23 protein-coding genes and 1 pseudogene are annotated in these 25,888 nt (G+C 57.5%); 7 read left to right on the top strand and 17 right to left on the bottom strand.

Annotation, left to right across the window (positions count from 1 at the left end):
- The first annotated feature begins 25 nt into the window (after nucleotides 1-25).
- From G9Q73_RS17595 to G9Q73_RS19855, 5 genes are all read left to right on the top strand, one after another.
- Nucleotides 26-1,552: a YifB family Mg chelatase-like AAA ATPase gene (locus tag G9Q73_RS17595; protein ID WP_177420938.1), complete on the top strand. Its 1,527-nt coding sequence runs from the start codon at nucleotides 26-28 to the stop codon at nucleotides 1,550-1,552.
- A 136-nt stretch (nucleotides 1,553-1,688) separates the two neighbouring features.
- Nucleotides 1,689-3,596, top strand: a complete 1,908-nt coding sequence (locus G9Q73_RS17590; RefSeq protein WP_177420937.1) for an ATP-binding cassette domain-containing protein — start codon at nucleotides 1,689-1,691, stop codon at nucleotides 3,594-3,596.
- Between the two features lie 78 nt (nucleotides 3,597-3,674).
- Nucleotides 3,675-4,145, top strand: coding sequence for a DUF2939 domain-containing protein (locus G9Q73_RS17585; RefSeq protein WP_177420936.1), 471 nt, complete (start codon nucleotides 3,675-3,677; stop codon nucleotides 4,143-4,145).
- 238 nt (nucleotides 4,146-4,383) lie between these two features.
- On the top strand, nucleotides 4,384-5,034 hold the full coding sequence (locus G9Q73_RS17580; RefSeq protein ID WP_304956621.1) for a type I restriction-modification system subunit M N-terminal domain-containing protein: 651 nt from the start codon (nucleotides 4,384-4,386) through the stop codon (nucleotides 5,032-5,034).
- Nucleotides 4,997-5,284 carry a hypothetical protein gene (locus tag G9Q73_RS19855; protein ID WP_246345371.1) on the top strand — a complete coding sequence of 96 codons (288 nt, stop codon included), beginning with the start codon at nucleotides 4,997-4,999 and terminating at the stop codon, nucleotides 5,282-5,284. Before G9Q73_RS17580 ends, G9Q73_RS19855 begins: the two co-directional genes overlap by 38 nt.
- A gap of 280 nt (nucleotides 5,285-5,564) precedes the next feature.
- On the opposite strand, the gene G9Q73_RS17570 is transcribed toward G9Q73_RS19855, so the two are convergent.
- Both G9Q73_RS17570 and G9Q73_RS17565 read right to left on the bottom strand, forming a co-directional pair.
- Complete coding sequence (locus tag G9Q73_RS17570; RefSeq protein ID WP_177420935.1) at nucleotides 5,565-6,119, bottom strand: DUF1415 domain-containing protein; 555 nt, start codon at nucleotides 6,117-6,119, stop codon at nucleotides 5,565-5,567.
- Nucleotides 6,120-6,236: 117 nt separating this feature from the next.
- Nucleotides 6,237-6,935, bottom strand: a complete 699-nt coding sequence (locus G9Q73_RS17565) for an MOSC domain-containing protein (protein WP_246345808.1) — start codon at nucleotides 6,933-6,935, stop codon at nucleotides 6,237-6,239.
- A gap of 137 nt (nucleotides 6,936-7,072) precedes the next feature.
- On the opposite strand from G9Q73_RS17565, the gene G9Q73_RS17560 reads away from it, so the two are divergent.
- The gene (locus tag G9Q73_RS17560) at nucleotides 7,073-8,182 is read left to right on the top strand and encodes a PilT/PilU family type 4a pilus ATPase (RefSeq protein WP_177420934.1); all 1,110 of its coding nucleotides are present in this window, start codon (nucleotides 7,073-7,075) and stop codon (nucleotides 8,180-8,182) included.
- A 294-nt stretch (nucleotides 8,183-8,476) separates the two neighbouring features.
- Nucleotides 8,477-10,887: pseudogene (locus G9Q73_RS17555) on the top strand (glycogen/starch/alpha-glucan phosphorylase).
- Nucleotides 10,888-10,978: 91 nt separating this feature from the next.
- On the opposite strand, the gene G9Q73_RS17550 reads toward G9Q73_RS17555, so the two are convergent.
- From G9Q73_RS17550 to argH, 15 genes are all read right to left on the bottom strand, one after another.
- Nucleotides 10,979-11,476 carry a hypothetical protein gene (locus tag G9Q73_RS17550; RefSeq protein ID WP_177420933.1) on the bottom strand — a complete coding sequence of 166 codons (498 nt, stop codon included), beginning with the start codon at nucleotides 11,474-11,476 and terminating at the stop codon, nucleotides 10,979-10,981.
- Nucleotides 11,477-11,630: 154 nt separating this feature from the next.
- On the bottom strand, nucleotides 11,631-13,289 hold the full coding sequence (gene ubiB / locus G9Q73_RS17545; RefSeq protein WP_177420932.1) for a ubiquinone biosynthesis regulatory protein kinase UbiB: 1,659 nt from the start codon (nucleotides 13,287-13,289) through the stop codon (nucleotides 11,631-11,633).
- Nucleotides 13,286-13,900, bottom strand: a complete 615-nt coding sequence (locus G9Q73_RS17540; RefSeq protein WP_177420931.1) for a ubiquinone biosynthesis accessory factor UbiJ — start codon at nucleotides 13,898-13,900, stop codon at nucleotides 13,286-13,288. The genes ubiB and G9Q73_RS17540 overlap by 4 nt, the downstream gene beginning before the upstream one ends.
- A gap of 6 nt (nucleotides 13,901-13,906) precedes the next feature.
- Entirely contained in the window at nucleotides 13,907-14,656 is a 750-nt protein-coding gene (ubiE, locus tag G9Q73_RS17535) for a bifunctional demethylmenaquinone methyltransferase/2-methoxy-6-polyprenyl-1,4-benzoquinol methylase UbiE (protein WP_177420930.1), read from the bottom strand.
- A 64-nt stretch (nucleotides 14,657-14,720) separates the two neighbouring features.
- Complete coding sequence (locus tag G9Q73_RS17530) at nucleotides 14,721-15,089, bottom strand: gamma-butyrobetaine hydroxylase family protein (RefSeq protein ID WP_177420929.1); 369 nt, start codon at nucleotides 15,087-15,089, stop codon at nucleotides 14,721-14,723.
- Between the two features lie 227 nt (nucleotides 15,090-15,316).
- Nucleotides 15,317-16,657, bottom strand: coding sequence for an ATP-dependent protease ATPase subunit HslU (hslU, locus tag G9Q73_RS17525; RefSeq protein ID WP_177420928.1), 1,341 nt, complete (start codon nucleotides 16,655-16,657; stop codon nucleotides 15,317-15,319).
- An 8-nt stretch (nucleotides 16,658-16,665) separates the two neighbouring features.
- Complete coding sequence (gene hslV / locus G9Q73_RS17520) at nucleotides 16,666-17,205, bottom strand: ATP-dependent protease subunit HslV (RefSeq protein ID WP_177420927.1); 540 nt, start codon at nucleotides 17,203-17,205, stop codon at nucleotides 16,666-16,668.
- Nucleotides 17,206-17,341: 136 nt separating this feature from the next.
- Nucleotides 17,342-18,247, bottom strand: a complete 906-nt coding sequence (gene xerC / locus G9Q73_RS17515) for a tyrosine recombinase XerC (RefSeq protein ID WP_246345365.1) — start codon at nucleotides 18,245-18,247, stop codon at nucleotides 17,342-17,344.
- A gap of 111 nt (nucleotides 18,248-18,358) precedes the next feature.
- Nucleotides 18,359-19,057, bottom strand: a complete 699-nt coding sequence (locus tag G9Q73_RS17510) for a DUF484 family protein (protein ID WP_177420925.1) — start codon at nucleotides 19,055-19,057, stop codon at nucleotides 18,359-18,361.
- Nucleotides 19,054-19,884 carry a diaminopimelate epimerase gene (gene dapF / locus G9Q73_RS17505; RefSeq protein WP_177420924.1) on the bottom strand — a complete coding sequence of 277 codons (831 nt, stop codon included), beginning with the start codon at nucleotides 19,882-19,884 and terminating at the stop codon, nucleotides 19,054-19,056. Before dapF ends, G9Q73_RS17510 begins: the two co-directional genes overlap by 4 nt.
- A 10-nt stretch (nucleotides 19,885-19,894) precedes the next feature.
- Entirely contained in the window at nucleotides 19,895-20,044 is a 150-nt protein-coding gene (gene lptM / locus G9Q73_RS17500) for an LPS translocon maturation chaperone LptM (RefSeq protein WP_177420923.1), read from the bottom strand.
- A 148-nt stretch (nucleotides 20,045-20,192) separates the two neighbouring features.
- Complete coding sequence (locus G9Q73_RS17495) at nucleotides 20,193-23,018, bottom strand: class I adenylate cyclase domain-containing protein (RefSeq protein WP_177420922.1); 2,826 nt, start codon at nucleotides 23,016-23,018, stop codon at nucleotides 20,193-20,195.
- The gene (locus G9Q73_RS17490) at nucleotides 23,018-23,839 is read right to left on the bottom strand and encodes a GGDEF domain-containing protein (protein ID WP_177420921.1); all 822 of its coding nucleotides are present in this window, start codon (nucleotides 23,837-23,839) and stop codon (nucleotides 23,018-23,020) included. The genes G9Q73_RS17495 and G9Q73_RS17490 overlap by 1 nt, the downstream gene beginning before the upstream one ends.
- A gap of 132 nt (nucleotides 23,840-23,971) precedes the next feature.
- Nucleotides 23,972-24,334, bottom strand: a complete 363-nt coding sequence (locus G9Q73_RS17485) for a nucleotide pyrophosphohydrolase (protein ID WP_177420920.1) — start codon at nucleotides 24,332-24,334, stop codon at nucleotides 23,972-23,974.
- Between the two features lie 108 nt (nucleotides 24,335-24,442).
- Nucleotides 24,443-25,837, bottom strand: a complete 1,395-nt coding sequence (argH, locus tag G9Q73_RS17480) for an argininosuccinate lyase (protein WP_177420919.1) — start codon at nucleotides 25,835-25,837, stop codon at nucleotides 24,443-24,445.
- Nucleotides 25,838-25,888: the final 51 nt, after the last annotated feature.

Raw genomic sequence — 25,888 nt, 5'->3', positions numbered from 1 at the left:
AACCGGCATACCAGGGAAGGCATCCATGTCACTCGCAATCCTCTATTGCCGCGCCCGTGAGGGCATCAAGGCGCCGCTCGTCACCGTCGAGGTGCATCTCGCCAACGGTCTACCCAGCCTCTCCATCGTAGGCCTGCCTGAACTGGCGGTTCGGGAGAGCAAGGACCGCGTGCGCGGGGCGCTGCTCAACAGCCATTTCGAGTTTCCGGCCCGGCGTATCATTATCAATCTGGCCCCTGCTGATCTGTCCAAAGAGGGCGGTCGTTTCGACCTGCCCATTGCGCTGGGGATCCTGGCCGCCTCGGGCCAGTTGTCGCTGGAAGGGCTCGATCATTACGAGTTTGTCGGTGAATTGGCACTTTCCGGGGCGCTAAGGCCGATAAAAGGGGTGTTGCCGGTGGCGCTGGCCGCCAGAGATGCCGGACGCGGTCTGATCCTGCCCCAGGAGAATATCGCTGAGGCGGCATTGGTGCAGGGTGGGCAGGCACTCCCTGCGACCCACCTGCTGGAGGTCTGCGCCCATCTGGATGGGCGGGAGAAGATTCCGCACTGGGAGGCCGGCAATGAAACGCCAATAGTGGACACTCTGCCTGACCTTGCGGATGTCAAGGGACAGCACCAGGCCCGCCGTGCCCTGGAGATCGCAGCGGCTGGCGCCCATTCGCTGCTCTATCTCGGCCCGCCGGGAACCGGCAAATCGATGTTGGCGACCCGTCTGCCTGGCATCCTGCCGGAGATGACCGAGAGCGAGGCACTGGAGAGTGCGGCCATTCGATCCGTGGCAGGCCGGACGCTGGAGGTGGCCCGGTGGCGGCAGCGCCCGTTTCGCGCACCTCACCACACTGCATCTGCGGTGGCTCTGGTGGGGGGTGGAGGCAATCCCAAGCCGGGGGAGATCTCCCTGGCACATCACGGTGTACTCTTTCTGGATGAGCTGCCGGAATTTGAGCGGCGGGTGCTGGAGGTGCTGCGGGAGCCGATGGAGACGGGACAGATCACCATCTCGCGGGCCAGTTGCCAAGCGGAGTATCCTGCCCATTTCCAACTGGTTGCGGCGATGAACCCCTGTCCCTGCGGCCATCTTGGCGATGGCACCAGCCGCTGCCGCTGCAGCAGTGAACAGATCGCCCGCTATCGTGGGCGTATCTCCGGTCCCCTGCTCGACCGCATCGATATGCATGTGGAGGTGCCCCGGCAGGATATTCAACTGATCACCCGACCGCAGGCGTCTGCGGCGGAATCGAGTGCCCAGGTACGGCGCAGAGTGGTGGCGGCGCGGCAGTTGCAACAGGCGCGCCAAGGCAAACCCAATCGGGCGCTGGAGGGTGTGGCGGTGGATCGTTTTGCTCCACTGGACGAGGCGGGTCGGCAGCTGTTACAACGCGCCATGGAGCGATTGGGACTCTCCATGCGAGCCTACCACCGGATTTTGAAAGTGGCCCGCACCATCGCTGATCTGGAGGGGGAGGCGCAGATCCAGTTGGTTCACCTGAGTGAAGCGATTGGATTACGGCGTTTTGACCGCGCGCTGCCTGGCGCTACCCCAAAGTAGGGGGGAGGGGGCGACCCTGCTAGGCTAGGCAGCAACCCTGCCCGCATCGCGGCTATCTCTCTTCATGCCACTCCCCAGCATGCTCACTCTCGACTCCGACCCCTGGGGCTAAGATTCTCTGGTAAACTCCGGATCCATGTTGCGCTTTGAAAAACTGAGTCTGCGTCGTGGCATCAAACTGTTGTTTGAGAATGCTTCGTTTACGCTTCACACTGGATGGAAAACCGGTATCACGGGTGGTAACGGCACGGGTAAATCGAGCCTGTTCAGCCTGGTCCTGGGTCAACTGCAGGCGGATGGGGGTGAATTGCATCTGCCTCCCAAGCTGGAGATCGCCCATGTTGCCCAGGAGACACCCTCTTTGGCCCGGCCTGCCATCGAGTATGTCATCGACGGAGACAGTGAGCTGCGCAAATGTGAGCAGGCATTGGCAGAGGCCGAATCAGCCGCCGATGGTGGCGCCCAGGCGCGGCTGCATGAGCTGCTGCATGCGATAGGCGGATATACCGCCCGCAGCCGGGCCGGACAGTTGATGCACGGACTCGGTTTCACCGCAGCCGAGGAGGAGCGCCCCGTCAACAGCTTCTCCGGTGGCTGGCGGATGCGTCTCAATCTGGCGCAGGCGTTGATGTGCCGCTCGGATCTGCTGCTGTTGGACGAGCCGACCAACCATCTGGATCTGGATGCGGTGATCTGGTTGGAGGAGTGGCTGCGCAGCTATCCCGGCACCTTGCTGCTGATCTCCCATGATCGGGATTTTCTCGACCGGGTGGCGGACCACATCGTCCACATCGAACAACAACAGGCAGCGCTCTATACCGGCAACTACGCCACCTTTGAGCAGACCCGGGCCGCCCGGCTGGCAAACCAGCAGGTGGAGTACGAAAAGCAGCAGCGGGAGGTGGCCCATATTCGCAGTTATGTGGATCGGTTCCGGGCCAAGGCAACCAAGGCCCGCCAGGCCCAGAGCCGGCTGAAGGCGCTGGAGCGAATGGAACTGATTGCGCCGGCCCACGTCGACTCGCAGTTTCATTTCAGCTTCCTTGAGCCGGAGAAGAATCCGCATCCGCTGTTGCAGCTGGAGCAGGTGGATGGGGGTTATGATGCGTCGCCGGTATTCAGCAAGGCCACCGTGTTGATCGAGCCTGGCGACCGCATTGGCCTGCTGGGTCCCAATGGGGCAGGTAAATCCACCCTGATCAAACTGCTTGCCGGGTCACTCGAACCGCTGGCGGGGGGCAGGCATCCTGCTCAGGATTTGCGTATCGGCTATTTCGCCCAGCACCAGGTCGAACAGCTAGACCCTGAGGCGAGTCCACTGTTGCACCTGGAGCGGCTCGACCCACTGGCATCTGAGCAGCGTCTGCGGGATTTTGTTGGCGGTTTCGGTTTTCGGGGGGATCGCGCCATGGAGAAGGTGGCGCCCTTTTCCGGCGGCGAGAAGGCGCGCCTGGTGCTGGCATTGCTGGTCTATCAGCGCCCCAACCTGCTGCTGCTCGATGAGCCGACCAACCATCTCGATCTGGAGATGCGTCATGCACTGGGCTTGGCGCTGCAGGAGTTTGTTGGCGCGATGGTGATCGTCTCGCATGACCGCCATCTGCTGCGCATCACCACCGACCAGCTCTGGCTGGTGCATGGTGGACGGGTGGAGGAGTTCGCCGGTGATCTGGATGACTACCCGGCCTGGTTGTTGGAACAGCGGCGTCAGACCAACGGCAGTGAAAAACAGCTGGCGGATGGCGAGCATACCGCCAAAACACGCCGGGACCGCAAGCGACAGGAGGCGGAGTTGCGCAGGCAGCTAAAGCCCTTGCGCAACAGGCTGAAAAAACTCGAAACGGAGATGGAGCGTTGTCAGCAACAACAACAGGATTTGGAAGAGATTCTGGCCGATACGGGACTCTATCAGGATGATCGCAAGGATGAGATGCGCAGACGGCTGGCGGAGAAGGCGGAGGTCGATGCGTTGTTATCAGACACCGAAGAGGCATGGCTGGAGGCGGGCGAGGCGCTCGAAACCGCGCAGTCCGAAATCGGCTAAATCTGCCACCGTATTTTGTGTGCGACGTAACCCGACCTGCGGATCGCACTAATAACTATTGTTTTCTGGTACCCCGATATGAAAAGTCTGCTGTTTTTCCTCTTTCTACTGCTTGTCGCTTATGTCGTCTGGCCTTATACGGTGGTCTATCAGTTGGATCGGACGATGCAGGAGAGTGATCGTGAGGCCTTTGCCGGTCTGGTGGATATCCGCTCCATCCGCGAGCAGATAAAACGCAAGATGAATAAAGACCTGGAGAGTGGCGTTGGGGAGGTCTCCAATGAATTTGTCGACTGGCTGCAAAAAGGTATCCAAACGCTTGGAAGCAATGCGGTGGAACATCTGGTCGACCTTGACTGGGCGCTGTTGCAATTACGCGCGCACAATTCGGACAAGCGTAAAGGCGGTTTTCTGCAGCAACTCGACTATGCCTTCTTCGATGGTCCGGACAGCCTGTTGCTTCGCATCGGCGATTTGGCAGACGACCCGGTGCACGCTCGTCTCACCCTGGAGAATTGGAACTGGCGGGTAACGGCGATCTATAATTAGAACTCAAGTTTCGGAGTTCGTGGTGATGGTAGACATGGGGTGTGGTTTCTCTAATTGAGACGAACGCAGGGTGCGCTACGCGCACCATGATCGCTCTTCATTTTTTCAGGATGGCTTGAACTCAGAATCTCGAGTCAGAAAAGCCCGTAGGCCTGATCAAGCGCAGCGGATCAGGCACCAGCCATCGCGATATCAACGATGTTATGTACCACAAAAATAATCAACAATTGGAAAATAAATGACACTTTTTAAAGATAAAGCCAATTTAATCTGGGACGTGGCTGATCTGCTTCGTGGTGACTACAGGCAGTCGGACTATGGCAAGGTCATCTTGCCCTTAACAGTTTTGCGTCGTCTGGATTGCGTATTGGCACCGAGCAAACAAAAAGTGCTGGATACTCTACCTAAAGTAGAAAAACTCTCTGATCACGCGAAAGATCTCACCTTAAACAAAATAGCAGGGTTTAACTTCCACAATCGCAGTCAATTTGATTTTGCTAAATTGATTGCTGATCCTAACCATATTGCCGCTAATTTACGCAATCATATCAACGGCTATTCTGCTTCAGCTCGTGAGATTATCGAATATTTCAGTTTTGATGATCAGATCGAACGCATGGACGTTCCCAGGGCAGATATATTGTTTCAGGTAGTCAAAAAGTTTGGCGAGATTGATCTTGCTGATATGGATACCATGCAAATGGGTTACATGTTTGAAGACCTTATTCGCCGTTTTTCAGAGCAATCCAATGAAACCGCAGGAGAGCATTTTACCCCCAGAGAAGTGATTAAATTGATGGTCAATGTGTTATTCAATGCAGATAACCGAACGAGCGAGTTTGAGAAATCTCATGCTTTACGCCAAATTGCTACAAACCAAACTGCCTAAGCGTGATTTGTCTGAAAGCATGAAGCTGGTTGATGAAGTGGCAATGGAGTATTACCGCCTGCAAAAAATCAAGGAAGGTTCAATTGATTTAGTTACAGGTAAAAATGGTGAGTTAGATGGGTTATCTGAAGCAGGTATTAAACGGGCGAAAGAAGAGAAGGCGGCTTTATCTGAAATCATTGATGTATTAAATGAGCAAGCCGGTACAGAGTCAGAGGAAGTCGACAGTATTGCTTTTTTGAACAGATAGTTTTCGAATTGATGCCGGAAGATAACAACATTGCCAGACTCAGGCAAAAGTGAATAAACTGGACACCTTTAAATATGCCTTTGAAGAGATGTTCATTGATAAATTAATTGAAAGGATGGATCAAAATCAGGAGATATTTGAGAAGATATTGGAAGACCAATCATTTGGGAGCTTCGTGAAAGAGTTGATGATGAGAAAAGTGTACGCAAGGTTGAATGAGGATAGTCAGTAAAGCACAAGGCGCTGCCCTGGGTCAAAATAAAGCTACGTTCGTTCCTCACTACGTTTTCTCCCGGCAGCGCTGCAACTGATCCCGCACCTCATCCAGTCCCAGTTCACGCATCTTCTCTACATTACGTTTTGGAATCTGCTCCGGATTGGGATAGCGCTTCAGTGCGCGGGCCATCGGCGCTTCCCGGATCAGGTGGAACATAGGAAAGGGTGAGCGATTGGTGTAGTTGGCCGGATCGTCCTCTTCGGACCCCTCGAAGCAGTAGTCAGGATGAAAGCTGGCCAGTTGCAGGACGCCGCCCAGACCTGCTTTCACTATGGCTTCATCAGCCGAATAGAGCAGCTCAAGGTAGTCGTCGAAAGCGCCCACTCCCTGCGGTGCGATGAAGAGTCCGGTCTCGACTTCCGTCTCAGGCAGATTTGCCAGTGTCTCCATCTCTGACAGCAGGGCGCGGTAGATCTCCTCGGGGGTTTGTCCGGTGCAGACGCTGAAGCGGATGAGTCCGGCCTGTAGCGGCACAGATGCAAAGGGGCAGAGGTTGAGTCCCACCACTACGTCACGAACCCAGTTTTCGGTGATGCGAATGACTGCTGTGCTATCCATCTGTTTTATCCAGAATATCTACGCGCATGCCTGCCTCCAGGAATCCTGGCCCATTATGCAGCAGGTTCTGGCCAAAGAAGACCTTGTTTCCCTGCCTGCGGTAACCTGCCAGTGTTTTTAGCGGCTCTCCGGACCTCGTTGCGCCGTCTTCGGATCCACCGTGGTGATGGTGCAGCGGGAGCAGGGCTTGACCACACGGCAATCGAGTTCGCCGATGCGGATCTGGCGCCAGTTGTCCTCGGCATAGGCGTTGCAGCCACTGACGATCAGGTTGGGCCGAAAACGGGAGATCGGCAGTTTCTGTTCGAGGCGTGCATTGAGGTCCTCCAGCGATGCCTCTGATATCAACAGCAGGGGAAAACCATCGGAGAAGGCGGTGCGGTCCTGGGATTCAGCGTATTCCAGATCGACCGGGCGCTCCTCCCCGTCCGGGAAATAGACCAACCGGCAGGGCTGTCCCAGTGCCTCACTGAGCCAGGTGTCGGCCTCTGAGGCGCAGGGGATGGCGTGGCAGTGGTCATGCCAGACATCCACCTCGATCCGATGGGTCTCTCGGGGAGTGAGTGGCAGGTGCAGGTCGGGTTTGCCGCTGGTGGAGAGCGTCAATCCATCAGCACTTAGTGTCTGCCGGATCAGGGCCATTTGCGGCAGTTCCCGCTGGCTCAGGAATTTTCCGGCAGCGTTTACCACCATCCAGCGCCGGTCGTGCCGGAGTCCAAAACGGTCGACCTCGCTCTGGCGCAATTCGATGCCTGCCAGTGATTTGACCGGGTAGATCATCAGCCCGGATAGAATTGCTTGGGTCACAGTTTTCATCACGAAGAAGAAAATTCCTCTATTTTTAACATTGTCGCCCTTAATTCCCGGTGGCAGCTGCCGCTAACCGGTTAGATCAATTATATCAAGGCGTACCGGCAAATTGCCAAATGGTGCGCTGCAATGAGGAAAACTCCATGGATATCGTGCCCTATCTAAAATTGATGGTGCAGAAAAATGCATCCGATATTTTTTTCAGCACTGGTGCGCCACCCAATCTCAAGGCCGAGGGTGAGACTCGTCCGGTTGGCTCGTCGGCGCTTCAACCGGGGCAGGTGCGCAAGCTGGCCTACGCCATCATGAGTGACGACCAGATCAAGGAGTTTGAGGCAACCTACGAATGTAATCTGGCAATCTCCATCAGCAAGCTGGGGAGATTTCGCGTCAACGTATTCAAGCAGCGTGGTGATGCGGCGATGGTGATTCGCTACATCAAGGGCGTGATCCCGCCGGTGGAGAAACTTAATCTGCCGCCTATTTTGAAGGATCTGATCATGGAACCTCGGGGTCTGATCCTGGTGGCGGGGTCCACCGGATCGGGCAAGTCCACCACGCTGGCGTCGATGATAGAGTATCGCAATCAGACCAAGACCGGCCATATTCTCACCATCGAAGATCCCATTGAGTATCTCTACACCCACAAAAAGTCGGTGGTGGATCAGCGGGAGGTGGGGATCGATACCCTCTCCTACGAAAATGCTCTGAAGAATGCCATGCGCGAGGCGCCGGATGTCATCCTCATCGGTGAGATTCGGGAGATGTCCACCATGCAGCATGCCATTGCCTATGCTGAAACCGGCCATCTCTGCCTTTCCACGCTACATGCCAACAACGCCAATCAGGCACTGGACCGCATCATCAATTTCTTTTCCGATACTGCGCAGCGACAACTCTATATGGATCTCTCCCTCAATCTCAGGGCGGTCATTTCACAGCGCCTGGTGAAAGGGAAAAATGGCCAACGGCTGCCCGCGGTGGAGATTCTGCTGTTGACCACCTATATCTCGGAATTGATCAAGAAAGGGGATATTCATGCCATCAAGGAGGTGATGGAACAGGGTACTGAGCGTGGCATGCAGACCTTCGATCAGTCGCTCTACAAACTTTACCAGGAAGGCAAGATCACCCTGGAAGAGGCGTTGAGCCACGCCGATTCCCGAAATAATCTCTCGTTGAAGATCCGTTTGGCGGATACCGGTCATGTCGATGTGCCGGGGACGATGGGGATGAGTGATAATGTTTTTTAATTGATGGCAATAAATGAAACACTGTTTTGACCACGAAGCGCACGAAGTACACGAAGAAAATTTATGGTTAATCAATCTCTTACCTTCGCGTGCTTCGTGTTCTTTGTGATTAGAAATGGGTTTCCGAGCGGACACTAACTAGCATTGACCAGCCCACCAACGGCATAATGAGGGTTTTTCCCAATTAGAATCGGGTGAGCCAGATCCATGACTGCCAAGAGAAACGAGCAGCGCGCTACTAAGAATAAATGCGATCCAGAGAATAGAAAGTTGGTTGAATTGCCTCCGTTGGGGATGGATCAGGGGTCGATCTCCGACGATTTCAGGCGCTATTTCGCTCATACCCTGGGGCGTGACGATCACTGCACATCGAGCCACTATCCCTACAAGGCACTGGCCCTTGCCATGCGTGACCGCCTCATCGAGCGCTGGAAAAACACGCGTCGTGTCTATGAGGATACCGACTGCAGGCGGACTTTCTATCTCTCCCTGGAGTTTCTTATGGGGCGGGCGCTGGGCAATACCATGCTCAATCTGGGGATCGAAGATGAAGTCAGTGCAGCCATCTACGACCTGGGTCTGACACTCGAGGATATTCGGGAGAGTGAGCCGGATGCCGGTCTCGGTAACGGGGGTCTGGGTCGCCTGGCGGCCTGTTTCCTCGACAGCTGCGCCACCCTGCAACTGCCGGTGCGTGGTTATGGCCTCCGATATGAATACGGCATGTTCCGTCAGCATATCTCCAACGGGCAGCAGGTTGAGGACCCGGACCACTGGCTGCGGGACGGCAATCCCTGGGAGCTGGAACGTCCTGAGTATTTTCAACGGATCCAGTTCGGCGGGCGTACTGAGCATCACACGGATGCGAATGGTCACGAACGGGTCAGCTGGGTCGATACCCACGATGTGCTGGCGGTGCCCTACGACATCCCGATACCCGGTTTTCGCAATGGTACGGTCAATACCCTGCGCCTCTGGAAGTCGGCAGCCACCGATGAGTTCGACCTGGAGGAGTTCAATGCAGGAGGTTACACGGAAGCCGTGGCGGCGAAGAACTCCGCCGAAAACATCACCATGGTGCTCTACCCCAACGATGCGAGCGAAAATGGCAAGGAGTTGCGCCTGCGACAACAGTATTTCCTCGCCTCAGCGAGCATCAAGGACGTGATGCGGGAGTGGCGGGAGAACCATGCTGATTTCACCAGATTTGCCGAGAAGAACTGTTTCCAGCTCAACGACACCCATCCCAGTATCTCGGTTGCCGAATTGCTGCGTCAGTTGATGGACGAACATGGGATGCTGTGGGATGAGGCCTGGACGATTGTCTCGTCCACCATGGCCTATACCAACCACACTTTGTTGCCGGAGGCTCTGGAGCGGTGGCCGGTGCGGCTCTTCGACCAGCTTTTGCCCCGTCTGCTGGAGATCATCTACGAGATCAACGCCCGGTTTCTTACCCAGGTGGCCCAGCACTGGCCCGGAGATACTGACCGTCTGCGCCGTATGTCGATCATCGAGGAGGGTCATGAGCCGATGGTGCGCATGGCCTATCTGGCGCTGGTGGGCAGTTTTTCAGTGAATGGCGTGGCCGCACTCCATACGCAATTGCTGAAAGAGGGCTTGTTTCAGGATTTCTACGAAATGTGGCCGCAGCGTTTCAACAACAAGACCAACGGCGTGACCCCCCGCCGCTGGCTGGCGGCCTGTAATCCCGGTCTGCGTGATCTGATCGATGCAACCATCGGCAATGGCTGGATCTCTCACCTGCCAAACCTGGAGCAGTTGGCGGAAAAGGCTGAGAGCCGCACCTTTCGGCGTCTCTGGCACAACATCAAGCAGGAGAATAAGGGACGGTTGGCCCAGATGGTGAAGGCCGACTGCGATGTGGTGTTCAACACCGAAGCCATGTTTGACGTGCAGGTCAAACGCATCCACGAATACAAGCGCCAGCTGCTCAATATTCTGCACGTCATCCACCTCTACAATCGCATCAAATCGGGCGATACGGAGAACTGGACCAATCGCTGTGTGTTGATCGGCGGCAAGGCGGCGCCCGGTTACCAGATGGCGAAGCTGATCATCAAACTGGCCAACAGTGTGGCCTGGGTGGTCAATAACGATCCGGACGTGGGTGATCGGCTGAAGCTCGCGTTTCTGCCCAACTACCGGGTCTCGGCGATGGAGGTCATAGCGCCAGCTGCCGATCTGTCGGAGCAGATCTCGACGGCAGGTAAGGAGGCCTCGGGTACCGGTAACATGAAATTCATGATGAACGGCGCCGTGACCATCGGTACTCTGGATGGCGCCAATATCGAGATCCTCGAAGAGGTGGGTATCAAAATTTCTTCCTCTTCGGCCTGACCACCATCGACGTGGAGGCGAGGCGGCGCCACTACGATCCCAATGCCATCATCGACAAGGATCTGCATTTCTGAAGGTGATGAAGCTGCTGGATAGCAGCTGAAGCACAATCAGTTTGACCGGTTTCTTCGAGCACTATCATCGAGTCATTACGCGGTCCCTATGATCCTGGACGAAATTTGCAGGATTTTCGCAGTTATGTCGATGCTCAGGAGGAGGCGGCCCTGGCCTATCAGGATCAGGATGAGTGGGTGCGCATGAGCATCATCAATACCGCGAAGAGCGGTCACTTCTCCACCGACAGGACAATGGAAGAGTACAACCGGGATATCTGGGCGGCTTGAGCCTGTAGGCTCCGCCGGTTGCTCAGGTAACCGTGGCGGAACAAGTACACTGTTGTCTATCGTACCGCGTAACGAGCAGATGCAATTCTATCTAAGGAGGAGGATTCAGCAACTTTTTCTGGGTGGCAAAGTACTTCACTGATTGCTGTGAGACCAATTTCTCCAGTATCACTTCATAGAGTATGGCCGTGGTTTTTGTTTCGCTTTCCGCGATGCGAGTTTTTAGTGCGATTAGTCGGGGGTGGTTGGTTAGTCTCAGGCTGATAGTAATCCCATTTACCTCTGGCGATTGCTCCGCTAGCTCTGGAATAATGACCTCTTCAAGTAGCGATACGACGGCCTGGGCACTGTCCTGACGGCTTCCGTGAATGATGTTCACATAGTATGGTTCATTTTTCAGGGTGACGGTTCTCCCAGCCTGTCCGATCATGAATGTAGCCTTGTAAAAGTGAAGTTTAGGCGTTGATATAGCCCATGGAAGTCCCACTAAAGTCAGCGTAACGAGGGAGATGGCAAATAGCTTTTTTCGTTTGATCAATGCTGTGAACAGGATGCCCCCGCTTTTTGGTGAATTGGTATCTAGTTCCATCTGTGTGATTCCTTAGCGATCCAAGGTTTAGGCAGAGCGACAATGAGCCGGGAACAGTAACGCATTTGTTCGATACTTAGTTTTGCTGGACTGCCTGTTTTGGAATTGATGAGCAAGCCTGGGAGCGATTGGGTAGTGTAGGTTGTCGGGTTCGTCAGTTGAGAGAGCTTATCCAGCCACGCAGGATGACCAGGCCGCCGCCTATGCCCAGGCCGCTGCCGATAAGCAGGGTTGCCGCGGCGGGAATGAGTGCGCCGCTACCGAATACCAGCAGCAGTGAGCCGCTGAGCAGCATGGCGCTGCCTGAGATGACAGAGACAGTGCTGCGATGGTTCTGTCGCAGTACCCGCTGCATCTGCACCAGTTCGTCCGACTTCCATTTTATTTCCAGGCGGCCGGCGGCGGCATCTTCCACGATCTTGTTGATCTGCACCGGCAGATCGGGCAGATGCTCAACGATAAACGGCAGGTTTTCCTTCATCTTGCGCAGCAGCGCACGGTGGCCGATCTGCTCGCTCATCCAGCGTTCGAGAAAGGGCTTGGCGGTGGTCCACAGGTCGAGCTGTGGGTAGAGCATGCGCCCAAGACCTTCGATGTTGAGCAGGGTTTTCTGCAGCAGCACCAGCTGGGGTTGCACCTCCATGTCGAAGCGGCGCGCGGTCTGAAACAGACGCAGCAGGAAGTGGCCGAAAGAGATTTCGCTCAGGGGTTTCTCGAAGATCGGTTCGCAGACGGTGCGGATTGCCGCCTCGAACTCTTCAACCCGGGTGCTTTTCGGCACCCAGCCGGACTGAACGTGCAGTTCGGCAACGCGTTTGTAGTCGCGGTTGAAGAAGGCCAGCAGGTTCTCTGCAAGGTAGCGTTTGTCGGCCTCGGTGAGGGTGCCCATGATGCCGAAATCGACGGCGATATAGCGGCCGTTGGGCTCCACGAAGATGTTGCCGGGATGCATGTCGGCATGGAAAAAGTTGTACTGGAAAACCTGGGTGAAGAAGATCTCAACCCCGCGTTCTCCCAGCAGTTTCATGCTGATGCCCTGACGTCGAAGTTCCTCCACGTTACCCACGGGTGTGCCGCGGATGCGTTCCATGACCAGTACATTCTGACGCGCAAGATCCCAGTAGATTTCGGGCACGTAGAGCACCTTGCTGTCGAGAAAGTTGCGCCGGAGCTGGGAGGCGTTGGCGGCCTCACGCATCAGGTCGAGTTCATCGAAGATGGTCTTCTCATACTCCTCGATCACCTCCACCGGTCGCAGGCGGCGCCCCTCTTTCCAGTATTTCTCTGCCAGGCGGGCGATGGTGAAGAGCAGATCCACGTCGCGGCGGATGATCTTCTCGATCCCGGGGCGCAGTACCTTCACCACCACTGCCGTGCCATCCTTCAGCTGTGCAGTATGGACCTGGGCGACGGAGGCGGAGGCGAGCGGTTGCTCGTCGAAGGCGTCGAGCAGTTCGCCAACGGGCTGGCCGTAAGCCTTCTCGATGATGACCCGGGCCTGGTCTCCGGGAAACGGCGGCACGCGGTCCTGCAATTTTGCCAGCTCATTGGCAAGGTCGTCCGGCAGCAAGTCACGCCGGGTGGAGAGTATCTGCCCAAACTTGATGAAGATGGGGCCGAGATCTTCCAGTGCGCGTCTGATGCGCTCTGGATAGGTGCCTCGATCGCGCCGAAGCCAGTACCAGGGCGATAGATAGATGAGGAAGCGGAGCGGGCGAAAAAGGTGGGTGGCCAGCACCACCTCGTCGAGACCGTGACGCAACAGCACCAGATTGATATGTGCGAGCCGGAGTGCCTGGGAGGGGCGGATCATGAATCCGCCTTGTCGCGCAGGCGCTGCAGTCTGGCTGCCAGACGTTCCACATCATCGCGCAGGGTGTCGACGCCTGCCAGGAACGGCTCAATTTCGTAGCGGTTGGGCAGCAGACGCAGCTCCTCCTGCAGATACTCCTGCAGATTCTGCCCGGAGGTTCGGCGCAACCTCTTCCCCCAGCCAAACAATCTGCGGGCGGCATTGCCCACTTCATGGGCGATGAGATCGCCGGTGAGATGTGAGAGCTGCTCCTCCCAGTCGATATCGAGTGCGGAGAGGAAGTCGCCGAAACGGTGGGCCAGGGCAGAATCGCCTTCGATCTCTACCGCACCGCTGAAAAGCTGATCGGCGCTTTTACGCTTACCGCGCATGGCGGCCAGATCGAGGGGAGTGCCACGCAGGGTGCAGTCCGGTTCTCCTTCGAAGTCACTCAGCAGCTGTATGCCGCCGGGTTCCGGGATCAGGTAGAGTGACAGACCAAGTCCCAGCAGGTCGAGCCGGATGACCTGTCCATACATGGACTCCAGGCGTGTCGGCGCCTCCGGGTCGAGCCGGATGGCCTGGTTGATCAGCTGTTCAAGAGTGGCGAAGGCAGCGGCGCTAACAGTCATGTTCGATCAAAGCTTATAACCCCGATGGATCGCCACCACGCCGCCGGTCTCGTTGAAGTAGTCGCACCGCTCGAAACCGGCATGTTCCATCATCCCCTTCAGGGTCTCCTGGTCGGGATGCATGCGAATCGACTCCGCCAGATAGCGGTAGCTATCCTCGTCGTTGGTTACCAGCTTGCCTATCTTGGGCAGCAGGGAGAAGGAGTAGAAGTCGTAGATCTTCTCCAGCGGCTTGATGGTCGGCTTGGAGAACTCCAGCACCAGCATGCGACCGCCGGGGCGGATAACTCTGAAGATGGCGTCCAGCGCCTTCTGTTTGTCGGTGACGTTGCGCAGCCCGAAAGCGATGGTAACGCAGTCGAAGTGGTTGTCGGGGAAGGGCAGATATTGGGCGTCGACCTGGGCGTAATGCAGGTTGCCGACACGCCCCTCGTCCAGCATGCGCTCACGGCCCTGCTCCAGCATGGCGGCATTGATGTCGGTAAAGACCACCTGTCCAGCAGGTCCCACCAGTCCGCTGAAGCGGGCGGAGAGGTCACCGGTGCCGGCGGCGAGATCGAGTACCCGATTGCCGCTGCGCACGCCGGAGAGCTCAATAGTGTGACGCTTCCACAGGCGATGGACCCCGAAGGACATCAGGTCATTCATCAGGTCATACTTGTTGGCGACCGAATCGAAGACGGCGCGCACCCGCCCCGCCTTCTCTTCGACATTCACCTCTTCATAGCCGAAATGTGTGGTCTTGTCGTCACTCATGTTGCGTATGCCTGTTGCGTAGGATGCGGTTCGTACCTCACCACATCCCACATCGTGGTTTTTCTCAGTTTGCCAGCGATTTACGTTGATAACCCGCGGCTTCAAGCCTTGCCAGGTAACCCTTCCAGTTGGCATTTTGGTTGGCCCCCAGTTTGTAGAGGGTTTCCCAGGAGTAGATGCCGGTGTTGTGTTCGTCGTCGAAATGGAGGCAGACGGCATAATTTCCCACAGGGTCGATATGGAGAATGTTCACCTCTTCCTTGCCGGTCTGCAAGACCTCCTGGCCCGGCCCGTGACCCTGTACTTCGGCGGAGGGGGAGAAGACTCGCAGATACTCTGCCGGAAGGGCAAATTTGTTGCCGTCGTCGAAGGTTATCTCAAGGATCTTGGACTGACGGTGCAGATGGATCTCGGTGGGATTGGGATGGGACATCTCGCTTCTCTCTCTAAACTTGATTTAAAGATGCAATTTTATGCCGTTGCCTGACGGCAGAAACCCGGCAGCAAAGCGGGTTGGTGCATCCTTTGATCTACAATCTTAATTAATTGCTGGGTTACTGCGTTCTGGATGCTCATGCAGTCTGTTCTGGAGTCGGCCGGTTCAAGCGCAGCGGAACCGGCACCCGGTCTCTGTTTCGCAGCGGCATTCAGCATGGGCTTTTAGAGGATGTACTGACTCAGGTCATCGTCCGCCGCAAGTTCTGCCAGATGTGCATCAACATAGGCCGCGTCGACAGTAAAGTGCTCACCGGTATGCTCGGTCGCTTCGAAGGAGATCGTCTCCAGCAGGCGTTCCATCACCGTGTGCAGGCGTCGTGCGCCGATATTTTCGGTACGCTCATTGACCTGCCATGCGGTCTCGGCGATGCGTTGAATGCCGTCCGGGGTGAACTCCAGCTTCACCTGCTCGGTGGCCATCAGTGCTTGGTATTGCTCGGTCAGTGAGGCGTCCGGTTCGGTCAGTATGCGGGTGAAGTCTTCGGTGCTCAAAGCTCCCAGTTCCACGCGGATCGGCAGACGTCCCTGCAGTTCCGGGATCAGGTCGGAGGGCTTGGAGAGATGGAAGGCGCCTGAGGCGATAAAGAGGATGTGGTCGGTCTTCACCATGCCGTGTTTGGTGGAGACGGTGCATCCTTCCACCAGTGGCAGCAGGTCGCGTTGCACCCCCTCACGGGAGACATCGGCGCCGCCATGGTCGGAGCGGCTGGCCACCTTGTCCAGTTCGTCGATAAAGACTATGCCCTGTTGTTCCACCGTGTCGAGGGCGCGCAGTTTGAGATCCTCTTCGTTGATCCGCTTCTGCGCCTCTTCGTCCTGCAATATCTTGAAGGCGTCCTTGATGCGCAGTTTGCGCCGCCGGGTGCGGCCGGAACTCATGTTGGAGAACATGCCCTGCAGTTGATTGGTCATCTCCTCCATACCGGGTGGCGCCATGATCTCAACCCCCATGGGCGAGGCGTTGACCTCGATCTCTATCTCCTTATCATCCATTTCGCCGCTACGGATCTTGTGCCGGAATCGTTCACGGGTGGTGCTGGAGATGCCGCCGTCGGAGTCGTTGTCATCACCCCAGTCACTCGACTTGGGAGCGGGCAGCAGGGCGTCGAGAATGCGCTCTTCTGCGGCGTGGTGGGCGGCGTCCGCCTCTTTTTCCATCTCGGTTTCGCGTACCATTTTTACCGCGGAATCGGCAAGATCGCGAATGATGGAGTCAACTTCGCGTCCAACGTAACCAACCTCAGTAAATTTTGTCGCCTCGACCTTTATGAATGGGGCGTTTGCCAGATTTGCCAGACGGCGGGCGATCTCGGTCTTGCCCACGCCGGTGGGGCCGATCATGAGGATGTTTTTTGGGGTGATCTCGTTACGCAGATCCTCAGGCACCTGGGATCGCCGCCAGCGGTTACGCAGGGCAATGGCCACGGCCCGTTTGGCTTCCGCCTGGCCGATAATGTGTTTGTCGAGTTCAGCGACGATCTGCTGGGGAGTGATTTCCGACATGATAACGGTTATTGCTCGCAGTCGAGTTCTTCAAGAACGATGTTGTGGTTGGTATAGATGCAGATATCTGCCGCGATGGAGAGGCCTTTGTTTACCACCTCCGCAGCGCCTAGTTCGGTATTCTCCAGCAGGGCGCGGGCAGCCGCCTGGGCAAAAGCGCCGCCGGAGCCGATCGCCATAAGACTGTTTTCCGGCTCGATCACATCGCCGGTGCCGGAGATAATCAGGGATGCCTTGGCGTCAGCGACACAAAGCAGTGCTTCCAGACGTCGCAGGGAGCGTTCGGTGCGCCAGTCTTTTGCCAGTTCAACGGCCGCCCGGGTCAGGTTTCCATGATGTTTTTCCAGCTTGCCCTCGAAGCGCTCAAAGAGGGTGAAGGCGTCTGCCGTGGCGCCAGCAAAGCCGGCAATCACGCCGCCTTTGTAGAGGCGGCGCACCTTGCGGGCGTTGCCTTTCATCACTGTGTTGCCGAGGGAGACCTGGCCGTCTCCGCCGATCACCACCTTGCCGTTACGGCGCACTGAGAGGATTGTCGTGCCTTTAAACATTGTTACGGAGATCCGCACTGTTACTACAAAAGGGAGATTGTACCTGAATTTTCACGCAGGGGTCGGAGTCAAACCGCCCTGTCTTGCACTGATCGATTATTGTCGCGCCCGGTTTGACTCCGACCCCCTGCCGGCATCATTTCTTGCGGGCGCGGGGATGGGCTTTGTCATAGACCTCTGCAAGATGCTGGAAGTCGAGATGGGTGTAGATTTGGGTGGTGCCGATGTCTGCGTGACCCAGCAGCTCCTGCACCGCCCGCAGGTCGCCGGAGGATTCCAGCAGGTGGCTGGCGAAGGAGTGGCGCAGCAGATGGGGGTGGACGTTTCTGGGTACCCCCTGTTCGATGGACCAGTGCCGCAGACGTTGCTGGATGGTGGAGCGGCTGATGCGTTTGCCCCGTACCCCGACAAACAGGGCACTCTCTCCGGCAGCGGAAAGTTGGCTCCGCACCGCGAGCCAGCGGTGGAGTGCTGCCAGCGCTTTTCGCCCGACGGGAACCCGACGGGTCTTGGCGCCCTTGCCGGTGACCTCCACCATGGCGTCGTCAATATCGATATCGCCGAGGTTGAGGCTGATCAACTCTGCCAGACGCAGACCGGAGGAGTAAAAGAGTTCCATGATTGTCAGATCCCGGATGGCAACGGGGTCGTCGTCCCGGATATCGAGCAGATGGCTGATCTGGTCCGCATCAAGGGTGACCGGCAGTTTGCGCCGAACCTTGGGGGCGCGGACCCCCAGCGCTGGATTGGCCGCGGCAACACCTTCCCGTAACAGGTAACGGAACAGGCTGCGCAGGCTGGAGAGTTCCCGCTGCAGGCTCTTGGGGTCCAGCCCCTGACGGTGGCGTCGGGCGATATAACTTCTGACCTGGTGCTGGTCAAGTTGTTGCCAGGCAGTGATCTTTTCTGTTTCCAGCCAATGGGTGGCTTGGTTGAGATCCCGGGCGTAGCTCTCCAGTGTGCGGGGGGAGAGGCGGCGTTCGAGACGCAGGTGGCCAAGAAAACGCTCTACCCACTCCTGCGGATCGTCGGGTGGTGGCATATGAGACATTCCGTAACCTGTCGCGATGACAGTTGATTTGTGTAGGATGCCGGTGAGCTTGCGAACCGTATCGTTCGCGATTGAAGCGGTTCATGCTTCACCACAGCCTGCCTAGATGCCGGGCAGCGAGACTGCCTGCAGGGTGCGGCCAATGACCTCTCCAAGCCGCATCAGGAACTCTGTGCCCTGGTGGGCTGCAAACCGCTTGGGATCCCGGCTGCCGATGGCGAGCAGACCCAGTACCCCATCATTTTTCAGTGGGATCAGTGCAGTGGAGGCGATCTCATCCCCTTCAGTGCCGAAGATGAAATTGAGCTGGGCGGGCTGCAGGGGACCGCAGACGGGTACGCTTTCGGCGAAAAACTGCTCGAAGGTGGCGATGTGTTCAGGTTTGTCGTCGAGCAGATGGTCTTCGAGGTGATTGTTGGAGAAGAGCCTCAGTTCCACGGCGTCTGCCTTGAAGTCGTCGTGCAGTTCATCCTCCAGGGCGTTCATGACCTCATCGAAAGAAGCTGCGTCGATGAGCGCCAGAGTGAGGCGATGCATGCGCTCCTGCAGCGCCTCGTTCTCCCTGGCCACGTCCACCAGCTCCTCCAGATGTGACTGGTAGTGATGCACCTGTTCCCGGAGGCTCTCCACCTGGCGCTCGATGAGAGAGACTGCCGCGCCGCTTTCGTGGGGGATCTGCAGGTTGCGCAGCAGCGCTGGATGGTGCTCGAAGAAGTCGGGATGATCGCTCAGGTACCGGGCGATCTGCGCCTCCCGCTCCTCCAGGCTGGTATTGTCTGACTCTGAAGCATGTTGACTCATAGTTCGATTCTACCTTCGAAAACCGTGGCCGCCGGCCCGCTCATCAGTACCGGTTCACTCTCTTTCCACCACTCTACCACAAGATCGCCGCCGGGGAGGCTGACCCGCACCTGCGGATTCAGCAATCCCTGAATGCGTCCGGCCACCACTGCGGCGCAGGCGCCGGTCCCGCAGGCCAGGGTTTCGCCGGCGCCGCGCTCAAAAACCCGCAACTTGATGTGGTCCGGGTTGACGACCTCCATGAAACCGGCATTGACACGGTTGGGGAAGCGGGCATGGCGCTCGATCAGGGGACCCAGCCGTTGAACCTGGGCCTGCGCCACTGAATCGACCTGGACCACCGCATGGGGGTTTCCCATGGAGACGGCTGCGATGGTGAGTCTCTCTTCCCCAACTTCGAGGTCGTAGGTGGTGGCCTGTCTCTCTGCTTGAAAAGGGATCTTGGCAGGACTCAGCTGCGGCCGCCCCATGTTCACCTGCACCATTCCATCGGGCAGATGTTTGAGCAGAATCTCTCCTGCTGCGGTGCCGACAGGAATCTCATTCTTGCTACTGAGTCCTTTGTCACGGACGAAGTGGGCGAAACAGCGGGCGCCATTGCCGCACTGTTCCACCTCTGATCCGTCTGGATTGAAGATACGATAGTGGAAATCGGTCGCCTCGTCCTGGGGGGATTCCACCAGCAGAATCTGGTCGCAGCCGATGCCAAATCGCCGGTCGGCAATGAAGCGTAGTTGCCGCTGTGTGAATTCGACCTGCTGACTGATGGCGTCGATCACGACGAAGTCGTTGCCGAGGCCGTGCATTTTGGTGAACGCGAGTTGCATGAGAACGGGCTTATCGCTTCTTCTCTTTGACCTGTTGATCCACCGTCTCATCAGACGGAGGCAGATAGAGGGGGCCTTTCTGGCCGCAGGCGCTGAGCAGGTTGCCGCTGCCAAGCACGGCGATTACCAGCCATAGGAGATATCTAGGCCAACAGGTCATAGTGGTACTCAATAAATTATTGCGCAGGGGTCGGAGTCAAATTTGTTCGGAGCACCGCGACTTACAGTATGGTGAAATCCGGCACATTTGACTCCGACCCCAAAAAAATGGGGAAGAACAGCAAGTATAGCGTTTCCGATCGGGTAGGTCAGGGGGCCAGGTCGAGGACGCGGTTGAGACGCTGCTCGACACGTTTTTTCAGCTGCAGCAGCTCCACAGTGCGGGGTTGCTCGATCATCTGCATCCCGGCAAGTCGCAGGGAGGTGAGATAGATAGGGTAGCGTTGGTTGCCCTCACGCAGGCCCTGTAGATGGATGGCGGTGGCAGTATAGATCTCTTCACCATATTCCAGGCGGCTGAACTCCTGATCACCACAGATCAGGGAGTGGGGGCGGGCAGTGGCATCGAGGGAGTCGGTGACCAGGGAGAGTTCCATATAGTCGTCAGGCCGGGTCAGGGGTACACGGCGGGGTTCGACCCGCCAGTCGCCGTTTGACGCCTGTTTAAGCTCGTAAAACCGGGGCTCTTCGAAGAGATTGATCTCGCCGCCGGGCATCAGGCAGCGTAGTTGCTGCAGACTGTTGAGAAAACGCCGTTGCTGCCGCATCAGAAATCTGGGGCTGTCAGCGGGCAGGGTCTGTTGAAAGAGTGCGCCCTGCTCGTCGAGCAGATAGATATGCGTCTGCTGCCTGCCAACCTGGTAGAAGATCTGGATAAAGTCTCTTCTGCTGTGCTGGAAGAGCGTCGGATAGGGGGTGTTGGTAAGAATTTTCGGGTCGAACGTCAGGGGACGGAACGTCTGTTGTGGTTGTTCCAACTCCTCCAGCAGGCTCTCGAAGGACTCCAGGCTGCGCCACGCAAAGTCATTGTCGTTCTGCTGCACCATGTAAAACTCGTGTCCCAGACGGAATGCGAAACGCCCCTCGTGGTTTTCAGACTGCTGAAAGTGGCCGATGATATGTTGGAAGAGTTCGGTGACCCGTGATGCGATCTGGCTGCCACGAATGGAGGAGAAGCTGTAACTGGATATCCGGCTGGCGGTTGTTTTGGCCTGTCTCTGCAGGTTGAGATTTTGACAAAGGGCATCGAGCAGGCCATCCGCTCCCTCGTGGCGGGTGATCAGCAGTTCACCCCAGCTGGTCTCCACCAGCTCTTCGAGATTGAGCACCAGGTTGTTGCGGGCGGCGCCAAAACTGAGCGGGTCATGGCGGTCGCTGGTAAGCTGTTTGCCCTCTTTCGCGAGGTGTTGCAGTGGGTCTGTGCCAAGATTGATGAAGAGTGTCAGGGAGCGCGCATAAGCGGGCCGTGACAGGTTTTTCATTGAGGCGGATGCCGTTTTCCCGCTGGGGAAAAGATTACGCAGACTCTTATGCAGGGCAAGCAGTTCATCTCTGCTGACGCGGTCCTCTGCAGGGTAGAGGCTGATGATGGTGTCCTTGTTCCACACTTGGTTGATGTGGCTCCAAAGCAGAATCTCAATGAGGTTCAGGGTGATCTTTATTGGTTTGAACTCCAGAACCTCCTCTTCATCAACGGTGCCCTGGTAGAGCATCCAGGCGAGGCTGCCATCCCGTGAACGCCGGTGATGCAGCGAGAGGTGGGGCTCGGAGAGATCCTTGGAGATGCCGGGGTTGATGCTGTCGACCTTGCCGGGGTGGTGATCCAGCGCGGCATAGAGCTTGCGCCCCAGCAGATTGAGTTCCATGGGATCGATGCGGCTATGCTCTCCCTGAGTGCGGGCGAAGTCGGTGAGCAGCCGGTAACTGCGGGAGAGCACCCCTACCAGCACATTGCGCTCCCTGATCACCTGATCGATCTTCCAGTCTGCGCGGGTGTCGAGTATCTGCAACTGGGTCTGGCTCCAGCCCCACTCCCGCGTCAGCTTGAACAGCTCGGCGGCGCGCCAGTGCTGCAGGTTGCTGTCCCGGCTCAGGGTCTCGCCGACCTTGAAGTAGAAGCAGCGCCGCGCCAACTCGAGACGGTCTTCATCCTTGAGTTGGATGAGATACTCTTCAACCCGGCGGTAGAGCAGGATATAGGCGTCGAGTTTGTTGAGGTCGTCTTCTCCGGCATAGATGGCGGCCTTGGCCTGCTGCGCCAGCCACAGAGGATGGGGGAAGTCGCGGCTGTAAGCCTCCATGAGAAAGATCTTGAGGATCGACTTGTAGGGCGAGTCGATGCCTTTGTAGAGCTGCCACAGCGCCGCGCCGAAGAATTCGTCCGCAGGGGTCTGATCCAGACCGCCGAAGTCGAGCAGTTCTGCGTTGTTGACGAAACGGTGACTGATCAGGTTGTCAGCGTAGTTCCTATAGTCCAGTTCGCGGTCAGGGGGTACCAGCCACCAGAGTGGATAGCGTCCCGCCAGCAACACGGCGCTGCGATAGAACTCCTCCAGCAGCAGGCTGTGTTGGGTGCTGCCGCTGCTCTCACGGGAGAGGGCGGCCTTTTTGCCGGCCCTGAAACCTTCCGGATCGATAAGGAAGATGTGAAGTTCCAGATCCAGTTCGTCCGCAGCCTTTTCGATCCGTTCAGCCTTCTCCTGCAGGGTTCTGCGTTGATCGTCGGAGAGGGATGGGGTGTGGCAGAGCCAGACGTCAAAATCACTGCCGGCGGACTGGGCGATGGTGCCGGTACTGCCCATCAGATAGAGACCCTCCAGCAAAAAAGTACGGTGTGCCCGCTTCTTATAGCTGAAACTGCGGCTGAGTTTGCGCGCAATGGTAAGGGCCTTCTGCGAGGGGCCAAAATCGGGAATGCCGGCCGGGGATTCGCTGTTGACGAAACCCGGTAGCATCGGATGGTTGATATGAAACAGCAGCGGCAGCAGAGTGATGAACTCCTGCTGGCTGGGTCTGAGTTCTCCGAGGATGCGCCGCAGCCGCTCCCGGTGCAGCTTCATGAAGCGCCGCCGGATGGTCTTCAGATCTTTGCGGCTGATGCCCTCCTCAAAACTGATCTGCTGGGGTTCCGGCACTAACGACTCCCGGATGATGACTCCAATGCCTCCATGGCGTGGCGAATCAGCAGATGCGGGTCGTTACCTCTTTCCCAGGCGACAACACCGATCCCGAAATGGGGTGCGGTTTTGTCTCCCAGTAAGTTCAGGCTGCCATCCCGGCACTCCTGCTGGATCTTTTCCAGAAGCTTGCGGGCATCGGATTCACTGGTCTCGGGCAGCACCAGCATGAACAGATCCTCTTCGTAATGGCCAATGGTATCGGCCCAGCGAAGCCGGTCACGCAGATACTGGGCGACTGCGACAACCCTGTCACTATCCAGGGGGACGGTTGGATCGTCCGGGTCGCTGATACGGACCACGGCAAGGGTGAGCGGATTGTTATAGCGGCGGCTGCGCGTCACCTGTGCCGCCAGAGCCTGCAAGGTTGCGCGTTGGTTCGCAAGTCCGGTCAAGGGGTCGGTTATGGTCAACTCATCCACCTGCTTCTGCAGGGCCTCGCGTTCCATCTGTGCAGCTACCTGACCGCTGATATCCTGGTAGAAATGGAGTTTGAGTGGTGTCTGCGCCCCATCATTGATCTCCCGTACATCCCGCCGCAGCCAGCGTTCATCTGTACCATCGATGGAGAGGTGGAGGATCTCCGTGGTTTCGAACAGTGCGTGCAACCCTTCCGGGAGTGTTTGCTGATCCTTGCCTACCAGCTCGTCGGCGGACAGGTCCAACATGTATTCAAGGGCTGGGTTGATCCAGCGGATGCGAATATCCTGGTCCACTGCCAAAACGCCTGTCGGGCAGGCATCGAACAGTGCCTGGTTGAAACTGATTCCATCAGTCATTCTGATTCCCCACTCAATGAAGGCGGCCCAATGCATTTCTCTTCGGACCGGTCTGTGTTTGCCTCTGTTTGTTCCTCTGACCGATGGAGAGAGGAACCCGCAAAAATCTTAACGGCAGGGGAAGAAGAATCTTTAATCTTTATCGTATTCAGATGCCCGGCGGGCGTCGCCGTAGACTTTGTCGGTGGGGTAGCGCGATTCATTGATTTCGATCTTGCGGTAAGCCGCATCGACCAGGTTGATGTCGAGGCGTTCGGCGCAGCGGATCAGGTAGATCAGGATATCGGCCATCTCCAGTGTCACCTCGTCGAGCTTCTCCGGCGGCAGATTCATGCTCTGCTCCGGTGTCAGCCACTGAAAATGCTCCACCAGTTCAGCGCACTCTGCGATCAGCGCCATCGACAGGTTTTTAGGATCGTGGAACTGCTCCCAGTTGCGGGTCTGGGCAAAGGCCTTGAGGCGGGTGTTCAGGTTGTCGAGGGAGTCTTTTGGCATGATGGTTTTAAAGGCTAAAGGCTAAAGGCTAAAGGCGTAGGCCGGTTCAAGCGTAGCGGAACCGGCAACCAGAGGCCCAAATGCCTGATCCGCTGCGCTTGATCAGGCCTACAGAGCAAGCGCAGTCCTGGCTCGGGCGATGGCGGCCCGGACTTGGGCTGGGGCGGTGCCTCCGATGTGGTCGCGCGCTGCCACCGACCCCTCCAGGGTCAGCACCTCGAAGACGTCGGCCTCGATGGTTTTGGAGAAGCCCTGCAGCTCTTCCAGGCTCATGGCCGAGAGGTCTCGCCCCTCCGCCACGCCGAAGGCCACGGCGCGTCCCACCACGTCGTGGGCATCCCGGAAGGGCATCCCCCTGCCCACCAGGTAGTCAGCCAGGTCGGTGGCGGTAGCGAAGCCCTTCATTGCCGCATCGCGCATATTTTCTTTGCGGCAGGTGACGCCGGGCATCATCTCGGCAAAAACCCTGAGCGATCCCTGCAGGTTGTCGACGGTGTCGAACAGAGGCTCCTTGTCCTCTTGGTTGTCCTTGTTATAGGCCAGGGGTTGCCCCTTCATCAGGGTCAGCAGGCCGATCAGGTGACCGAAGATACGTCCCGTTTTTCCGCGGATCAGTTCCGGAACGTCCGGGTTTTTCTTTTGCGGCATGATGGAGGAGCCGGTGCAGAAGCTGTCGGAGAGTTCGATAAATCCGAACTGCGCGGAGGACCAGAGGATCAACTCCTCGGAGAAGCGCGACAGATGCATCATCAGGATGCTGGCGTTGGCGGCGAATTCGATGGCGAAGTCCCGGTCTGAGACCGAATCCAGTGAGTTCTCGCTGGGGCGGTCGAAGCCGAGCAGTTGAGCCGTGTAATGACGATCGATGGGGTAGGTGGTGCCTGCCAGGGCGGCGGCCCCCAGGGGCATTACGTTGAGCCGCCGGTTGCAGTCGGCGAAACGCTCCCGGTCACGCACCAGCATCTCGAACCAGGCCATCATGTGGTGGCCGAAGGTGATCGGCTGGGCGGTCTGCAGGTGGGTAAAGCCGGGCAGGATGGTGTCGGCCTCCCGCTCGGCAAGGTCGAGCAGGGCCTGCTGCAGGCGTTGGATGCCGTCACGGACCACTTCGATCTCGTCGCGCAGCCAGAGGCGGATGTCGGTGGCCACCTGGTCGTTGCGGGAGCGCCCGGTGTGCAGCTTCTTGCCGGCATCACCGATAGCCTCGGTGAGGGCGGCCTCCAGGTTCATGTGGACATCCTCCTGGGCGATCGACCACTCGAAGTCGCCCTGGGCGATAGACTCGCCAATCGTCTCCAGCCCGCGGATGATGTCGTCCCGCTCGGTGGCGGTGAGTATGCCCTGTTTCTCCAGCATGGTGGCGTGGGCAATGGAGCCCTGGATGTCATGCTGGTAGAGTCGTTGGTCAAACTCGACGGAGGCAGTAAAGGCCTCAACAAAGGCGTCGGTGGGCGCGTTCAGGCGGGCGGATGAAAGTTTCGCAGACGCGTTGTTTTCGCTCATGAAGGGCTATCCTGAAGATGAAAGCGGAAAAACACGGATTATAGCAGGCGA

Source organism: endosymbiont of Lamellibrachia barhami (genome assembly GCF_011947365.2).
Classification (GTDB): Bacteria; Pseudomonadota; Gammaproteobacteria; order Chromatiales; family Chromatiaceae; genus QGON01.
The sequence above is the reverse complement of the archived record's forward strand: the minus strand, read 5'-3'. Positions and strand labels throughout refer to the sequence as shown.

Excerpts from the sequence above, each read along its gene's own strand:
- lptM (WP_177420923.1), bottom strand. The coding sequence starts at position 20,044 with ATGACCTGTTGGCCTAGATATCTCCTATGGCTGGTAATCGCCGTGCTT.
- G9Q73_RS17585 (WP_177420936.1), top strand. The coding sequence starts at position 3,675 with ATGAAAAGTCTGCTGTTTTTCCTCTTTCTACTGCTTGTCGCTTATGTC.
- G9Q73_RS17490 (WP_177420921.1), bottom strand. The coding sequence starts at position 23,839 with ATGACTGATGGAATCAGTTTCAACCAGGCACTGTTCGATGCCTGCCCG.
- hslV (WP_177420927.1), bottom strand. The coding sequence starts at position 17,205 with ATGTTTAAAGGCACGACAATCCTCTCAGTGCGCCGTAACGGCAAGGTG.
- xerC (WP_246345365.1), bottom strand. The coding sequence starts at position 18,247 with ATGCCACCACCCGACGATCCGCAGGAGTGGGTAGAGCGTTTTCTTGGC.
- G9Q73_RS17540 (WP_177420931.1), bottom strand. The coding sequence starts at position 13,900 with ATGACTGTTAGCGCCGCTGCCTTCGCCACTCTTGAACAGCTGATCAAC.
- dapF (WP_177420924.1), bottom strand. The coding sequence starts at position 19,884 with ATGCAACTCGCGTTCACCAAAATGCACGGCCTCGGCAACGACTTCGTC.
- G9Q73_RS17560 (WP_177420934.1), top strand. The coding sequence starts at position 7,073 with ATGGATATCGTGCCCTATCTAAAATTGATGGTGCAGAAAAATGCATCC.
- ubiB (WP_177420932.1), bottom strand. The coding sequence starts at position 13,289 with ATGATCCGCCCCTCCCAGGCACTCCGGCTCGCACATATCAATCTGGTG.
- G9Q73_RS17510 (WP_177420925.1), bottom strand. The coding sequence starts at position 19,057 with ATGAGTCAACATGCTTCAGAGTCAGACAATACCAGCCTGGAGGAGCGG.
- G9Q73_RS17485 (WP_177420920.1), bottom strand. The coding sequence starts at position 24,334 with ATGCCAAAAGACTCCCTCGACAACCTGAACACCCGCCTCAAGGCCTTT.
- G9Q73_RS17595 (WP_177420938.1), top strand. The coding sequence starts at position 26 with ATGTCACTCGCAATCCTCTATTGCCGCGCCCGTGAGGGCATCAAGGCG.
- G9Q73_RS17580 (WP_304956621.1), top strand. The coding sequence starts at position 4,384 with ATGACACTTTTTAAAGATAAAGCCAATTTAATCTGGGACGTGGCTGAT.
- argH (WP_177420919.1), bottom strand. The coding sequence starts at position 25,837 with ATGAGCGAAAACAACGCGTCTGCGAAACTTTCATCCGCCCGCCTGAAC.
- hslU (WP_177420928.1), bottom strand. The coding sequence starts at position 16,657 with ATGTCGGAAATCACTCCCCAGCAGATCGTCGCTGAACTCGACAAACAC.
- G9Q73_RS19855 (WP_246345371.1), top strand. The coding sequence starts at position 4,997 with ATGCTTTACGCCAAATTGCTACAAACCAAACTGCCTAAGCGTGATTTG.
- G9Q73_RS17565 (WP_246345808.1), bottom strand. The coding sequence starts at position 6,935 with ATGAAAACTGTGACCCAAGCAATTCTATCCGGGCTGATGATCTACCCG.
- G9Q73_RS17530 (WP_177420929.1), bottom strand. The coding sequence starts at position 15,089 with ATGTCCCATCCCAATCCCACCGAGATCCATCTGCACCGTCAGTCCAAG.
- G9Q73_RS17550 (WP_177420933.1), bottom strand. The coding sequence starts at position 11,476 with ATGGAACTAGATACCAATTCACCAAAAAGCGGGGGCATCCTGTTCACA.
- ubiE (WP_177420930.1), bottom strand. The coding sequence starts at position 14,656 with ATGAGTGACGACAAGACCACACATTTCGGCTATGAAGAGGTGAATGTC.
- G9Q73_RS17590 (WP_177420937.1), top strand. The coding sequence starts at position 1,689 with ATGTTGCGCTTTGAAAAACTGAGTCTGCGTCGTGGCATCAAACTGTTG.
- G9Q73_RS17570 (WP_177420935.1), bottom strand. The coding sequence starts at position 6,119 with ATGGATAGCACAGCAGTCATTCGCATCACCGAAAACTGGGTTCGTGAC.